Origin of the sequence: Rubrilithobacter danxiaensis (assembly GCF_047272945.1) — a bacterium.
Lineage (GTDB): Bacteria > Bacteroidota > Bacteroidia > Sphingobacteriales > Sphingobacteriaceae > Rubrolithibacter > Rubrolithibacter danxiaensis.
Window position 1 is genome coordinate 241,255 of sequence record NZ_JBKOPS010000005.1, and the last position, 14,741, is coordinate 255,995.

The 14,741-nt window shown below is 39.9% G+C and carries 17 protein-coding genes and 1 riboswitch; of the genes, 14 read left to right on the forward strand and 3 right to left on the reverse strand.

Annotation, left to right across the window (positions count from 1 at the left end):
- Position 1: 1 nt before the first annotated feature.
- The 4 genes from ACLCDL_RS08350 (at position 2) to ACLCDL_RS08365 (ending at position 3,918) form a co-directional block, all read left to right on the forward strand.
- Positions 2 to 2,170, forward strand: a complete 2,169-nt coding sequence (locus ACLCDL_RS08350; protein WP_423147827.1) for an amylo-alpha-1,6-glucosidase — start codon at positions 2 to 4, stop codon at positions 2,168 to 2,170.
- Positions 2,171 to 2,173: 3 nt separating this feature from the next.
- A complete protein-coding gene (locus tag ACLCDL_RS08355; RefSeq protein ID WP_423147828.1) occupies positions 2,174 to 2,797 on the forward strand; it encodes a sterol desaturase family protein in 624 nt (207 codons plus the stop codon).
- A 242-nt stretch (positions 2,798 to 3,039) separates the two neighbouring features.
- Positions 3,040 to 3,204, forward strand: a complete 165-nt coding sequence (locus ACLCDL_RS08360) for a hypothetical protein (protein WP_423147829.1) — start codon at positions 3,040 to 3,042, stop codon at positions 3,202 to 3,204.
- Positions 3,205 to 3,258: 54 nt separating this feature from the next.
- Positions 3,259 to 3,918, forward strand: a complete 660-nt coding sequence (locus ACLCDL_RS08365; RefSeq protein WP_423147830.1) for a dienelactone hydrolase family protein — start codon at positions 3,259 to 3,261, stop codon at positions 3,916 to 3,918.
- A gap of 76 nt (positions 3,919 to 3,994) precedes the next feature.
- A riboswitch (TPP riboswitch) is annotated at positions 3,995 to 4,089 on the forward strand.
- 130 nt (positions 4,090 to 4,219) lie between these two features.
- On the opposite strand, the gene ACLCDL_RS08370 is transcribed toward ACLCDL_RS08365, so the two are convergent.
- Positions 4,220 to 4,591, reverse strand: a complete 372-nt coding sequence (locus ACLCDL_RS08370) for a DUF2784 domain-containing protein (RefSeq protein ID WP_423147831.1) — start codon at positions 4,589 to 4,591, stop codon at positions 4,220 to 4,222.
- 112 nt (positions 4,592 to 4,703) lie between these two features.
- Here ACLCDL_RS08370 and ACLCDL_RS08375 point away from each other — a divergent pair, with 112 nt between their 5' ends.
- The 4 genes from ACLCDL_RS08375 (at position 4,704) to ACLCDL_RS08390 (ending at position 6,230) form a co-directional block, all read left to right on the forward strand.
- Positions 4,704 to 4,928, forward strand: a complete 225-nt coding sequence (locus ACLCDL_RS08375) for a hypothetical protein (protein ID WP_423147832.1) — start codon at positions 4,704 to 4,706, stop codon at positions 4,926 to 4,928.
- Between the two features lie 112 nt (positions 4,929 to 5,040).
- Positions 5,041 to 5,370: a hypothetical protein gene (locus tag ACLCDL_RS08380; RefSeq protein WP_423147833.1), complete on the forward strand. Its 330-nt coding sequence runs from the start codon at positions 5,041 to 5,043 to the stop codon at positions 5,368 to 5,370.
- A gap of 40 nt (positions 5,371 to 5,410) precedes the next feature.
- Positions 5,411 to 5,560 (forward strand): hypothetical protein, encoded by a 150-nt coding sequence (locus ACLCDL_RS08385; protein WP_423147834.1) that lies wholly within the window; start codon positions 5,411 to 5,413, stop codon positions 5,558 to 5,560.
- Between the two features lie 139 nt (positions 5,561 to 5,699).
- Entirely contained in the window at positions 5,700 to 6,230 is a 531-nt protein-coding gene (locus ACLCDL_RS08390) for a YciE/YciF ferroxidase family protein (protein WP_423147835.1), read from the forward strand.
- Positions 6,231 to 6,328: 98 nt separating this feature from the next.
- Here ACLCDL_RS08390 and ACLCDL_RS08395 read toward each other — a convergent pair whose 3' ends face one another.
- Both ACLCDL_RS08395 and ACLCDL_RS08400 read right to left on the reverse strand, forming a co-directional pair.
- The gene (locus ACLCDL_RS08395; RefSeq protein WP_423147836.1) at positions 6,329 to 6,502 is read right to left on the reverse strand and encodes a hypothetical protein; all 174 of its coding nucleotides are present in this window, start codon (positions 6,500 to 6,502) and stop codon (positions 6,329 to 6,331) included.
- Between the two features lie 297 nt (positions 6,503 to 6,799).
- Positions 6,800 to 8,191: a uracil-xanthine permease family protein gene (locus ACLCDL_RS08400; RefSeq protein ID WP_423147837.1), complete on the reverse strand. Its 1,392-nt coding sequence runs from the start codon at positions 8,189 to 8,191 to the stop codon at positions 6,800 to 6,802.
- A gap of 163 nt (positions 8,192 to 8,354) precedes the next feature.
- Between ACLCDL_RS08400 and ACLCDL_RS08405 the strand changes: the two genes are divergently transcribed.
- The 6 genes from ACLCDL_RS08405 to ppsA all read left to right on the forward strand — a co-directional run bounded on the left by ACLCDL_RS08405 (position 8,355) and on the right by ppsA (position 14,694).
- A complete protein-coding gene (locus ACLCDL_RS08405) occupies positions 8,355 to 9,683 on the forward strand; it encodes a solute carrier family 23 protein (protein ID WP_423147838.1) in 1,329 nt (442 codons plus the stop codon).
- Between the two features lie 13 nt (positions 9,684 to 9,696).
- Positions 9,697 to 10,653 (forward strand): cysteine hydrolase family protein, encoded by a 957-nt coding sequence (locus ACLCDL_RS08410; protein ID WP_423147839.1) that lies wholly within the window; start codon positions 9,697 to 9,699, stop codon positions 10,651 to 10,653.
- A gap of 141 nt (positions 10,654 to 10,794) precedes the next feature.
- A complete protein-coding gene (locus ACLCDL_RS08415) occupies positions 10,795 to 11,616 on the forward strand; it encodes a universal stress protein (RefSeq protein ID WP_423147840.1) in 822 nt (273 codons plus the stop codon).
- 35 nt (positions 11,617 to 11,651) lie between these two features.
- Positions 11,652 to 12,011 carry a hypothetical protein gene (locus ACLCDL_RS08420; RefSeq protein WP_423147841.1) on the forward strand — a complete coding sequence of 120 codons (360 nt, stop codon included), beginning with the start codon at positions 11,652 to 11,654 and terminating at the stop codon, positions 12,009 to 12,011.
- 3 nt (positions 12,012 to 12,014) lie between these two features.
- On the forward strand, positions 12,015 to 12,149 hold the full coding sequence (locus tag ACLCDL_RS08425) for a hypothetical protein (RefSeq protein WP_423147842.1): 135 nt from the start codon (positions 12,015 to 12,017) through the stop codon (positions 12,147 to 12,149).
- 145 nt (positions 12,150 to 12,294) lie between these two features.
- Positions 12,295 to 14,694: a phosphoenolpyruvate synthase gene (gene ppsA, locus ACLCDL_RS08430; RefSeq protein ID WP_423147843.1), complete on the forward strand. Its 2,400-nt coding sequence runs from the start codon at positions 12,295 to 12,297 to the stop codon at positions 14,692 to 14,694.
- Positions 14,695 to 14,741: the final 47 nt, after the last annotated feature.

Here is a 14,741-nt window from a genome sequence, read left to right on the forward strand (position 1 = left end):
TATGCAAGCTGAAGAATTAATCGAACCATTAGATGATAAATTTCATATTTCGGCTGATGCCGTAAATTCAGATGAACGGGTAAACGTACTTAATCATTCGAATACCTTCGCCATTTTTGATCGCTGGGGAAATATATATCCGCAGGGAAAGATGGTGCAGGGCATTTATCATGAAGGAACACGATTTATTAATAGGCTGGTATTAGCTATTAATGGAAAAAAACCGCTTTTACTAAGTAGTGCTATCAAAGAAGAAAATGATATTCTTGCTGTTGATCTTACTAATCCATTTTTAGAAACTTGTAATATACTTGATAATACCATTCATATTTCCCGAAATCAGTTCATCCGCGAAAGCGCTTATTATGAAGAAATAGCCTGCATATTTTATGGTGAAAAGGAATGTTCTTTTGAACTTACATTGTCTTTTGACGGCGATTTTAAAGATCTGTTTGAGATAAGAGGAATACAAAGGCAGGTAGATGTTAATAAGGTAATTCGTGATGATCATGACAATTGTTGTAAGCTGCAATACGAGGGGCTTGATGGCATAAAAAGGCAGACTTCAATTTATTTTACTTCGGAAGCGGATTATACTTTAAAAGGGAACCAAGCCCGTTTTTCTATCAAACTTAGTCCAAATAAACCTGTTGTTATTCGTTATTGCATACATTTTATTGTTGGCGACAGGCCCAAATCTACTACCAGCTACTTGGAAGCCAAAAAATCAATCCAGTCTGAATTAAATAACAGCCGCTCGGTTTTTGCAACCATTCTTACCTCCAACGAACAGTTTAACCATTGGATAAAGCGCTCACAGGTTGATCTTCTTTCGTTGCTTGCTCAAACACAGCAAGGCAAATATCCTTATGCAGGTGTACCCTGGTATAATACACCTTTTGGCCGTGATGGATTAATAACTGCAATTCAAACTTTATGGCTGGCACCAGAGATAAGCAGGGATGTATTATTATTTCTTGCCCGTAATCAGGCGACAGAACTTATTCCGGAAAAAGATGCAGAGCCTGGCAAAATCCTTCATGAAGCCCGTACGGGCGAGATGGCAAATACCGGCGAAGTCCCTTTTAAACAGTATTACGGGACTATTGATGCCACCCCTTTATTTGTGATGCTGGCAGGAATGTATTATGAACGCACCGCCGATCTGGAATTCATAAAGAAGATATGGGCAAATATTAAAGATGCAGTTAAATGGATTGATGAATACGGAGATCTGGACGGTGATGGTTTTGTAGAATATAAGCATAAAGCAAAAAACGGACTTACCAATCAGGGCTGGAAAGATTCCTTTGACTCTATTATGTACGAAGACGGCCATCTGGCTGAGCCTGCTATTGCTTTATGCGAAGTTCAGGGTTATGTGTACAGTGCCAAATGTTATGCCGGTAAACTGGCAAAAGTGTTTGTTGAAGAAGACTTATCTAAACAATTGCTTGAAGATGCCGAAACGCTGAAGAAAAACTTTAACGCGAAGTTTTGGGACGACGAACTAAGTTGCTTTGTACTGGCGCTTGACGGCCAGAAGCGTCCATGCAGAGTTATCTCTTCCAATGCCGGGCATTGCTTATTCACACAAATTGCAGATGAAGATAAAGCGAAGAAACTGGCGGATGTTCTATTAGGCAGTGATATGTTTAGCGGTTGGGGTATCAGAACACTTTCTGCCAACGAAGAGAGGTACAATCCGATGTCTTATCATAACGGATCGATATGGCCGCATGATAATGCCTTAATTGCCTACGGATTATCTTTGTATGGTTTTCAGGATCATGTGCTTAAAATCATGAAGGCTATATTTGAAGCTTCTTTATTTATCGAGCTTCAACGAATGCCAGAACTGTATTGCGGTTTTAATCGCAAGGCGGGTATAGGTCCTACAGATTATCCGGTAGCCTGCTCTCCGCAAGCCTGGTCAGTGGCCGTGGTATTTATGTTATTGCAAGCTTGCTTACGAATTGATATTAACGTACTAACTAAAACTATTACCTTCGACAGGCCACTCTTGCCGGAATATCTCGAAAAATTTCATATCAGCGATCTGACATTGAATAGCAGTAATTGTAACTTAACTATCAATCGTCTTCCAAATGATGTAGGCTTTAATTTATTACAAAAACCTGAAGACTGGCAAGTGATTATAAAGAAATAATTTATGCATTTCGAAAAAATCAATAATACCGGACAAGCACAGCTATTTAAAAATAGCTTTCTTGAAAGCTTAACCAAAACCCGGCCCTGGATTATCTACTCTATTTACATCCCTCTTTGTGCTTTTTTGCTTTTTTACAGTTATAGCGAGCTTGGTTTTTCTGCCGCTTTTATTTCAGGCCTGTTTTTTATTTCAATGCTTAGCTGGACTTTGTGTGAGTATATAGCACACCGGTACTTGTTTCATTATGAGGCAACGAGTAAATTAGGACTTCGGATAGTTTATATCTTTCATGGAAATCATCACGAATATCCCAGGGACAAACAACGATTATTCATGCCGCCTGTGCCTAGTATGATTGCTGCCTTTCTTCTCTTTAGTTTATTTTTCGGATTATCCTATCTGTTAACCGGAACTGGTAATTATGCTTTCATTTGTTTTCCTGGCTTTGTTACAGGTTATTTAATTTATGTTTCTAGGCACTATGCCATTCATGCTTTTCCTCCCCCTAATTTACACCATTATAAATATCCTGAAAAAGGATTTGGAGTAAGTTCGGTAATATGGGATGTTGTATTTCGGACAATACCTAAAAAAGATGGATCAGAAAATCAGCAGACTAAATAATTCTATAAAAGGATGATTCTTTTCCTTCTTTCGAACATTCAAAAGAACAGAGCTTTCTTCTTTTAAATCTCAGGAAAATATTCTAACAGTTTTATTTCTCCTTACTTGAATTTTATTAAACCATTCTATTTAGCTAAGGTTGTACCTAAAGTGTCGCATTTGCTGCTAAAATCAAAGATTTTTTGTGGCCGATACCGAGAGATAAAAAGTTATAATTCTCTTTTTTAAGAACGAGTAAGACTGTGGTAACCTCGTCAGAAACGGAACATACTTCCGGAGTTTATTTTGACCATCATCAGCCTTCAAAAGAACAGCAGGCTTACGATCCGGATGCCAGGAAAAAATTACATGCCCTGAGCCTTAAACTTACCGCTCTTGCTCAGCTTAAAACAGTGCATTCAAATTAAATAATAACTCAGCTATATCTTTCAAACAATCTTCATTAATAAATAATAACTACCATGATTAATTATCAATTTAAAGAAGAAGTTCGGATACCTCTGGATGAAATAACATTAGCAGGAGATCTTTCAACACCAGAACATGCTAAAGGCCTTGTTGTATTTGCCCATGGCAGTGGAAGCAGCAGGCTTAGCTCCAGAAACAAATATGTTGCAGAGGTGCTTCAGCAAGGTGGTTTTTCAACCTTACTATTTGATCTTCTTACTGTTCAGGAAGATCAGGATTATTCCACTCGCTTCAATATAGAACTGCTGACAGACAGGCTGGTAAAGGTTACCGACTGGCTAAAGCAGGAACCGAAAACCGCGGATCAAAGCGTAGGCTATTTTGGTGCAAGCACCGGAGCCGCTGCAACACTTAAAGCTGCCGCTGCTCTTGGAAATATAATCCGGGCAGTAGTGTCCCGGGGAGGAAGGCCTGACCTGGCAGGACAGGTACTTCAGGAAGTAAGAACGCCAACATTACTCCTTGTTGGCGGATTGGATGGTGAAGTGATCCAATTGAACGAACATGCTTTTTCATTATTACGGGTTGAAAAGGAGATTAGAATTATACCCGGCGCCAGTCATTTATTTGAAGAGCCAGGTAAGCTGGAAGAAGTAGCAAGCCTGGCTGCCGAATGGTTTAATAAACATTTGATCACTGTGGCTGAGACTTAATCTCCACGCTCATCTAAAATAAAAACACTTGTTTTTTCACTTGAAAATGGCATGATTTTTACGGCATTAAAGTATGAGGCATTCTTAGGGGTGGTTTTTAGGAAACCTGAGAATATACCCATAGAACCTGATCCGGTTAATACCGACGAAGGAAAACAAAGAAGCTTCATTGGGTTTTGGCGTAATACCAAAACCCTTTTTTATTATACTGCTGGCTCCTATTGTATATTTTCGAGGATAAAAATGTATGCTTTCAGGGAATAGAATGCCGATTTACAAGCAATAAAACACCATATCCAACTTACATCTTCTTTTTTCTTATAAAGTTCATATATATTGAAAGCAGAGCGGCAACAAGGAAGAATATTCCGGTCAGCGTATCAATTAAAGAACTACTTATATTTCCATCGGTCAGTTTATCAATAAAATATTTGATAAAGGAATTCGGTAAATTTTCCTCTCCCAGTTTTTCTTTGATCTGCCACTGCCACTCTGTTAGCGGGCAATATCCTAAACCATACCAGATACCCAATATCAGCCATGATCCGGCTGTAATTAAAATGCAGATAAAATGCCACTTCCTTGTTGATGCCCATATCCAGCCAAATAAATTGAACAGGATTATAACAAGGTGAAGTACGGTAAATAGCAGATCAAGGAATTGCAGCATCATGTTCTGAAAATACTTTAGATACCTGCAAAGAGTTTAAGAAAATTTAAACATTTCTATCAAAGGACAGGTACTAATTGCAGAAGTTTATTTCAGATAAATTAATTGTTTACTTATGGAAACACTAAAAGTTATGGCAACTATAGATGATGCCCTTTACGAAGTTGAAGTGAAACAGATTGATCCAAAACAGCTCGAATATGAAGTATGTCAGGATGGAAAACAGATTGGAGTGCTTTATAAGGCAAATGATAACTGGTATGCAAAAGATGAAACCTGTCTGATGCCTAATGATATAGAAACTATTGGTAAAGCAGTGGATAAGCAGCTTGAAGTATAAGTAAAAATTGTATCGTTATCACTCATTTTAAGTCCTTTATCTAAAGGGTATATAATTAAATCTTTTTAAGAACTTATCAGGAAGCGATCTGTTGCCCTAATAAATAATTGCCATGAAAAAGTTAATAGGAATTGCAATCTGTGCAGCGGTAATCGGATTATCCGAAACTAGCTATGCTCAAAACAAAAAAGATACTTCATCAAAGGATACCTCATCAGTTGGACAGGATATTAGAAGATCTGCAGATACGGTTGGGAATAAAACTGCTGAAGCAGCAGCGAATGCGGCAGCGAAAGTTGCCGATAAAACATTCAAAGATAAAGTAGGCCCGCAGGGACAAACTGTGTATATAGACAAACATTCTAAATATTACTATATAAACAATAAAGGTCATAAAGTTTATGCAACCAAAGCTGAGTTAAGAGACAATCCTGATCAGTAGCAGAGACAGAAAGTTTAATTTTAAATTATTCGTGCTAACTATGGATGCAAAAGAAAAGGCAAATTCGGGAGAGAAAATGATTCTGCCTAGGGATACTGATTCGTTAAAGAAACCCGCTCCTACTGAGAGGAATAAAGATAAAGAAACGCAGGAGACACAAAATAAAGATAGTGTCATTGCTGAACTTTAGATAAGGGCAGGAAAGAAAAGCAAAAGATAAGAGAGAAAAGTCAGTATCATAAGACTTCCTAAATTAACTTTTTGAAAATCTCCCGGCTTTTAAAGCCATTAATAAATCACATCTAATAACTCTAAAATCATCTTACGTTATGGAAACACAAACAATGAATGCCAATGATTCAAAACTAAAAGAGTTTTTTATAGACCAGTTACAAGATATTTATTGGGCAGAAAAGAAACTGGTAAAAACATTACCTAAAATGCAGGAAGCGGCAACAACGCAGCAGCTCAAAGATGCTTTTAGCAATCATCTGGAGCAGACTAAAACACATGTCAGCCGTCTTGAAAGTGTATTTAATATTGTTGGTGAAGAAGCTGACACTCAAAAGTGCCCTGCTATGGCCGGAATAGTTGATGAAGGAGAAGACATTATTGATGAAACCGAAGAAGGTACTGCGCAAAGAGACGTAGGTCTCATTTTTGCCGGTCAAAAAGCAGAACATTATGAAATAGCAACTTATGGAGGGCTTGCAACGCTTGCCAAAACGCTAGGATTTGCTGATGCGGTAGAGATTCTGGTGCAAACGCTGAACGAGGAAAAAGAAGCCGATGAATTACTAACCCGAATTGCAAAAGATAATATAAATTATCAGGCCAGTAAAGAACCAATGGAAAGTTAATCAGAAAAAGATCTGATTTTTATTTTAAATCCGGAATGATTTTCAATATTCCGGATTTTGTCATTCTGCAATCTTTTGCCGTCTCCCAGTTGCTAAAATCACTCTCGGAAATTGACAGCAAAAATGGCAATGCCAATCAGAAACAGAATGGCGCCCAAAATAATTATAACCACACTGAATGGATCAGTATAAGTAGCCCAGGCAAAACGGACAAGGAATCCGCCTGCAAGAATGAATGCACCGGCAATCCAAAGTTTTCTTCTACTTCTCATATCCGCTAAACAAGTAAAATTCAGACTTGTTGATTTTTTTAAGCTTTGGGTTTCAAACGGAAAGTAACTATGGGAAAAACAGACCTTCTAAATAACAGCAGCATTTATGACAGATGTCAGGCTTAAAAGTGGTTCAGAAAAAAATTAACTGTTGCTCCATTCAGATATGCAGAGCTGATTATAAATTCGATTCACATAATATTGGCTTATGAATATGTGGCACATATTATCATTAATTTGCAGAGTTAATAAGCACCTAACTTGTCGTTAAAACATATGGGCATTTAAGATCTTGCCTTAACGGGAAGATTCTGCAAGCCAGCCTTTCATACCTCTTTCTTCAGGAGTTCCCGGTAAAATATTATCGAGAATGAAGGCCCAAAGACCGGATACCAGCATCGGTGTGGCTAATACGACATTGATAAATACCATCAAGGAAGTATTTTCCAATTCAATGGGATTTTCTTTCATATAAGACGGCAGAGATAATCCTAACATCAATGAAGTTCCAATTAGAATTTGATTCCGTGATATATTTATTTTAGCCCTTAATATCAGTTCCAAGCCCGTCATGGCCAAAATACCAAATGCCGTTAAATAGACAGCTCCGAGAATGACTTCCGGTATCTCTGCCATAAATGCACCTAACTTTCCTATGATACCGATAAAAAGCAATATAATTCCCGCTACTACGCAAACAAAACGGCTGGCAATACCGCTTAGCCTGATTACGCCAATATTTTGAGAAAATGTGGATGTGGCACTTCCTCCCAGAACACTGGAAATTATACTGCCTGCCCCTTCGGCGGCAATCCCCCGGCTGATACGTTTTATTTTAGGAGGGTCCGTTTCTGTTACTTTTGAGAGTGCCATGTAGTCTCCAAAGGATTCAAGCGATGCTGTTAAATAAGGGATAGACATCGCAAAAATGAATCCCAGATTAAATTTCGGAGCACCCCAGGGAAACAACTCGGGGAATGTGAACCACTTGCTTTCCGCTATGGTCTGCAGATTCACAAACATAAAATGTTTTTCGGGAAACCACTCCAGCCAGGTTCCCAAAATGGCGACTCCATAAGAAATGATTACGGCCAGAAACAAAGACATAGTTTTGACCATGACTCCAAAGGTGAAACTAAAAAAGATCACTAACGCTATGACAACTATGGCATAATGCCAGGCCCCTCCAATAAATTCCGTAATGACGGGCCATAGACCAAGACCAATCATCATAATGATAATTCCCACCGTCATGGGTGAAATAAACCGGCTTACCCATTTCAGGACATTAAAAAAACCCAGACTGGCTTGAAATATCGCTCCGATCAGCAAAGCGCCGCCCAGGTATTGCATAGTGAGCAGCGGATCGGAATAGAGGGAAACACCTAAAGAGCCTAAGGCGAGATAGGCTGGTATATGACCTGATGTAGAACCTTGAATAGTCGGCAGGCGTACCCCTAATGTTACCTGGATAATAGTCGCTATTCCAACTGCCACATTGATATAACCGATCAGCAATGCTATCTGTGAAGTGTTTAAGCCGACTGTTGTTCCTATAATTACAGCAGTAGTTATGCTCCCCAGGATCATGGCAAAGATATGCTGAAAGCCATAAATTATGGATCTGCCAATCGGAGGCTTTTCATCCATTTTATAGACTAAAGATTTATCTTCTGTGTTTTCCGCCATAAATTTCTAATTAATGACTGTATATATTTACTTCCTCATACAAACAGACCTAACGCCCTTTTGTTAACCTTTTTTAATTCTTTAAACAGAGATAAAAAGAAGTTGTTGTGTAAACTACAGATTGCCAGAAATTTGAGATTGTGCCACAAACAAAACGTCTGTCATGACCCAAGATAAAACAGAAGATATTGAGCTGGTTTATGATGTCAATGATCAACCTCGGTCAACCCGGGATTGGATTATCTATTGTCTGCAATGGGTAGTGACAATGATTTATGCCGTGGTGTGGGGTTATGCTATCGTAGGTCTTGAAATGGGGTTTAAGTCCGCTGAACTTTCAGGCTATATGTCTTCAATTGTTCTTACTATTGGACTTTCAACTTTGCTTCAGGTTTGGCTGGGACATCGTATGGCCATGGTTTCGGGCCCCAATGTTATTCCATCTCTCGCCATTGTCGCAGCAATCACTGCCGGCGGTAGAGACTATGCCCAGCAGGCTTTTCTTGCACAGTCCATCGCAAGTATTGTCATTATCGCATTAACTCTTTTTGGGGCTGTGAAATACATAAAAAAAATCTGGAGCCCGTTAATCCTTGGATCGATGGTGATGCTTGTGGGGCTCTCCATATCTAAACAAGGTCTGGCCCTATTGGCTGCATTTGGATTTGGATGGCAATTTTTTATGGGTGCAGTTCTTGCGCTAATTGGCACCTTTACCGCCATTAGGGCAAAAGGTGTATGGGGAACGCTTCCACCTTTAATCATCATTGTTCTTGGCTATGCTGTTTTTATGGTACTGGGTGAATTTAAATGGAAGCTCATGCAGGAAACCCACCTTTTTGTCTTACCCGAAATACTGCCTTACGGCCTGGCGATGCCGCCCTTTGATTTGATTGCTATCATGATAATAGTAAATCTCATGGCCGGTCTCAATATGTTTGGCAACCTCAGCGGCTATGCGGGTGTCATCAATCATAAATTAGAAGATAGAACAATGAACAGGTCATTCCTTTTCTTTGGGACGATAGAAACGTGCCTTGCCGGAATCCTGGGTGTTCCCGCCACGGTAGCTTACGGGGAGAATCTGGGAATTGTGATGCTGACTCGGGTCGCCGCCCGAAGTTTCATCCTGGCAGCCTCCATCATTTTTATCTTTTTTGCTTTCATCGGGCCCATTGGCGGGTTCATGGCTGCAATGCCCAAGCCTGTTGCGGGTGCTGTTTTGTTGGGCATTGCTTCTACCGTTATAGGCATTGGGGCAAGCATGATGGCTGCTGCGCCAAGTTTCGGAAGAAGAGAGCAAAGTCTTGTTGGATTTTCTATTTTTTTGAGCCTGGGCTTATTTCTTCTGCCACAGGAAACATGGAAGAATGTTCCACGGATTATTACCACTATTTTCAGTAATCCCATCATATCCGTTATCCTGTTCGTTATGCTATTTGAACAGATCATCTTCCGACAAAAAAAAGAATCTTATAAAAGAAAAAATTAAAAGAGGAGCAGTTATGAAAACCCAAAAGAACAAACAAAAACTACCCCAGGAACGAAAAACTAAACCTGCCTCGCCGACTGAATGGCAGCCGGGTACTGTTTCAGATATGGCTGAAGAACGCCAGTATGAGGATATCCTGGATAAACGACGCGAAGCTGTTCTCGCCCAGGCACAAAAGGATTATGAAGATTTTCAGAAAGACCGGACATTTAAGTTTCCTGCCTGGCAATATGGCCAACCGAAAGGAAAGCTCTTTAAAGTGGAATGCGAAGACAATCCTAACTTTGGAGAAACTTCATTTCTGGAATTTGATTCCGGCAGGACGGCTTTTCTCTCCATTGATTTTCAGATTGATTTTTGCGGTGAGAATGGATACGTGGACGTGATGAAGTATCCATTGGAGAACACTGCCGTGCCTTTATCTGCTACCCGGAAAGTCCTGGATGTGGTTCGGCGCACCGATATCACTGTTATTCATACCCGGGAAGGCCACCTTCCGGATTTAAGCGACTGCCCCTATAATAAGCTTCTTCGAAGCAAAATAATCGGTAAAGGTGTAGGGATAGGCGAAAAACCGGAGGGCGGTATCGGCCGGCTCCTGGTCAGGGGTTCTAAGAGCTGGGGAATTGTTAAAGAAGTAGAACCCATTGAGGGAGAAATTCTAATTGACAAGGCTGGAAAGGGTGCCATGGGTGTCAGCAACCTTCATATGACCCTGCAAAACTTAGGCATAACCCATCTGGTGATTGTGGGCATTACCACCGATGTATGTGTAAATACCGTTATGACTGAGGCCAATGATCTCGGTTTCTGGTGCCTGGTTCTGAAAGACTGCACAGGCGCAACGGACAAGGATAATTATGCGGGAGCTATCAAGAGTACCAAGATGCAGGGTGGGGTTTTTGGATGGGTTTCAGATTCTGAAAGATTTATAAAAGCTTTAGAGGGCATACAATCCAAGGCGCAATAGATTATCGGGTATAACGGGCTGGATATTTAAAGATGCCATATTTTATGATGACAACATCTTACCTGGAAAACCTCAACAGATAGCCAACGCTCCTGAAATGAACAAAAAAGATTAATCGTCACTACACTTAAAAGGAGTGCTATGAATACAATTCTGGTTCTTACTGACTTTTCTGAAGAAGCAGCTAATGCAGCACGGTTTGCAGTAGCCGTAGCTGGCAAATTAAGTGCACACAAAATTATATTATATCATCCTTTTGCGTTGTCTGTCACTGCATCCCCAACAGACGCTTCCAGTTATGAAGTAGCCACTGAAGATACGAATGCTCATCTAATAGCATTGAAAAATGAACTGATTTATTCATTTCCCGGACACATTCAAATTGAAACCTGTAGTGATAACAGGCCGCTTGCTGAAGCAATTGATGCCCTACAGGAGCAGGTAGATCTGATAGTTATTGGAGCAACTGTAAAGGGTGATTTAGAAGAAGACTTATTTGGAGGCAATACAATGACTGTAGTTAGCCACTGTGCTAAGCCGCTGCTTGTTGTTCCTAAGGACGTAAGATATCATTTAATAAAAAATGTATTGCTGGCCTGTGATCTTAAGGAAGTATTGCAAACCGTCCCTGTTCAGTTCATTAAATCTTTCACGAACGCACTGGATGCAAAATTATTTATCCTAAATGTAGATTATAAAGAGAAACATTTCCGTGCTGAAACAATATTAGAACAAACCGATCTTCATAAAGTATTTGACAATGAAAATGCTGAATTTCATTATATAGATAGTGAGAATACTGCCAATGGCATTTTAACTTTTGCCGCAGCTCATGAAATTCAATTATTAATCACAGTACGAAAAGAGCGTGGATTGCTCGGAGAGATCTTTCATAAAAGCGTATCTAAAAAATTAATTTTTGACACCGGTATTCCTCTTTTAGTATTAAAAGAAACGGATTGATTTTTGAATGAGTGTATTTAAGCAATTCTACTAAAATGGTTCGAATTGTACGTTTTTTTGCCCTTTTATTTACTGCGCTGGCTCTCTCTATAACTTCTGCACATGTATTGGAAATGCCTCAGAAAATGCAATACACCAAGGAATTGTATTCAGTAGTTAATACCACGATGTATCATTATTTTGCCGTTATCGGAGGTGTATATTGTATCGGAGCTATACTGTTTTCAATTAGTTTGGTATTCCTTACCCGTAAATATCGACAGACATTTGGATGGGCTTTAACCGGCTCCATCTTTAACCTATTATGGCTAATTAGCTGGCTACTGATTGTACTTCCGGTAAATAATAATATTTCTGCTGCTCTTCAAACAGATCCTTTAATAATTCCAGATTGATGGATGACGCTTAAATACAGATGGGAGATCGGACATGTGATCGGCTTTACCTTTCATTTACTGGCATTTTCAGCATTAACTATTTCGGTATTAGTAGATACCACCCGTAATTCAGCTAAGAACAAATTTCCCCAGTGATTTTAAAAGCTAAAAATTGTTTTTCGAAACAGAAAATTCTGATTTGAAGTTATCCCTGTATTGCAATCGGACACCTAACCGAGCCGGTAATTATGTATTAACATAATAATTTAAGTTGATCCAACATTTAATAAAGGGATTACCAATGATAGAATACACTATACCCTTCAATAAATTAGATAATTCCAGGGTTGCCCAGGTTGGAGGCAAAAATGCTTCGCTCGGAGAGATGTTTCGACAACTCAAATCTGACGATATACTGATTCCGGATGGTTTTGCCACCACGGCAGATGCATACTGGAATTTTATTGAGGAGAATAACCTGAAAGCTCCCATACACGAAGCGCTGAAAAACCTCGACAGGAAAAGCTTTTCAAACCTTAGCGAAACAGGAAAGAAGATCAGGCAAATGATTTTAGATGCCCCCATTCCTGATGCTTTTTCGGAGTCAATAAAAAAAGCCTACCGGGAATTACAAAAACGGGAACAAAACCTGGAGAGCGTAGCTGTCCGGAGCAGTGCCACAGCAGAGGATTTGCCGGAAGCCAGTTTTGCCGGGCAGCATGAATCATTCCTGAATATATCGGGAGAGGACAATGTAATCAACGCTGTTCACCAATGTATTGCTTCCCTTTTTACGGATCGTGCTATAAAATACCGGGAAGACAATGGTTTTGATCATACAAAAATAGCGCTTTCGGCAGGAGTTCAAAAAATGGTACGATCTGATTTGGCTTGTGCGGGAGTAGCTTTTACCATTGAACCGGAAACCGGATTTGACAAGGTCATTTTTATAAACGGCAGCTGGGGACTTGGCGATAACGTTGTAGGCGGTGTAGTGAATGCCGATCAGTATTATTTATATAAGGAAAACCTGAGAAAGGGCTATAAAGCAATTTTATCGAAAGAACCCGGATCAAAGGAAAAGACCTTAGTTTATGCTGAACAGGATTCGAATGAGGAAAACAAGAAGAATACAATAAACCAGGATACTCCTGAGAATAAAAGACAGCAGTTTGTCCTAACCGATGATGAGATCACACAGATTGGCAAGTGGTGCCTGAAAATTGAAGAACATTATAAGAAACCCATGGACATAGAATGGGCTAAGGATGGCTTATCGGGCGATCTGTATATCGTGCAGGCGCGTCCTGAAACCGTTCATTCTACAAAAAAAGAAAAAGGCAAATTAAAAAGTTATGAATTAAAACAGGAAAGTGAAATCATCCTTACGGGCGCTGGTATCGGAAACAAGGTAGTGGCTGGCAAGGCCAGGATACTACATTCTCCTCAGGATGCTGACAAGCTACAGGAGGGTGAGGTATTGGTAACCGAAATTACCAATCCGGATTGGGACCCGATTTTAAAGAAAGCCTCAGCCATTATTACCAATCATGGCGGAAGAACCAGTCATGCAGCCATTGTAGCCAGAGAGATGGGCGCCGTTGCGGTTGTAGGCACTGGCAATGCGACCCAAAAGATCAGTGATGGTCAGGAAATCACTGTTTCTTCGGCTGAAGGAAATGAAGGGAAAGTTTATAAAGGAATTCTAGAATGGGATGAAACAGAAATAGATCTTGAAAAGTTCGGTAATCCTGAAACGGAAGTCATGCTGATCATAGCAGATCCCAAACGGGCTTTTCAATATGCGCTTTATCCTGTAGATGGTGTAGGACTTACCCGGCTCGAGTTTGCAATCACTAATTCTATAAAGATCCATCCGCTGGCGCTGGCAAAATTTAACGAATTGCAGGATCAGGAAGTAAAAGAAAAAATCGAACAGTTAACTGCTGTTTATCCAGATAAGGAGCAATATTTTACAGAACGGCTTTCCATGGCTGTAGCGACTATAGCTGCGTCATTTTATCCGAGGCCGGTAATCATCCGCATGAGTGATTTTAAATCTAACGAATATGCAAGTCTTTTAGGAGGAAAACAGTTCGAACCGGAGGAGCAAAACCCAATGCTTGGTTTTCGTGGAGCATCACGTTATTACAGTGAGCACTACAGCGAAGGATTTCGTTTAGAGTGTGAAGCTATGCGTATCGTGATTGAAGAAATGAAACTGGATAACGTGATCCTGATGATTCCATTCTGCCGTACCATAGAAGAAGGAAAAAAGGTAGTGGAGGTAATGGAAAGTTATGGGTTAAAGCGCGGTAGAAATAAACTTGAGGTTTATATGATGATTGAGATTCCCTCTAATGTTTTGGGATGCGAGCAATTTGCAGAAGTGTTTGATGGTTTTTCGATCGGTTCTAATGATCTTACACAGCTTACTTTAGGAATAGACCGGGATTCTGAATTGGTGAGCGGGATTTTTAATGAACAAAATGCTCAGGCAAAAGAGATGATTGCAATGGCTATTCAAAAATCCAAGAAGGCTAAACGTAAAATCGGGCTGTGCGGACAAGCGCCAAGCGATTTCCCTGAATTTGCTCAGTTTCTTGTAGATAAGGGTATTGACAGCATCTCCTTTAATCCGGATGCTTTAGCGAAGGGGATTAAAAATATTCTTAAAGCCGAAGAAAAAAACAAAGCATAACAGAATAATAGGAAAAAGAAAAGAGCCAATATGGAACTCTTTTCTAT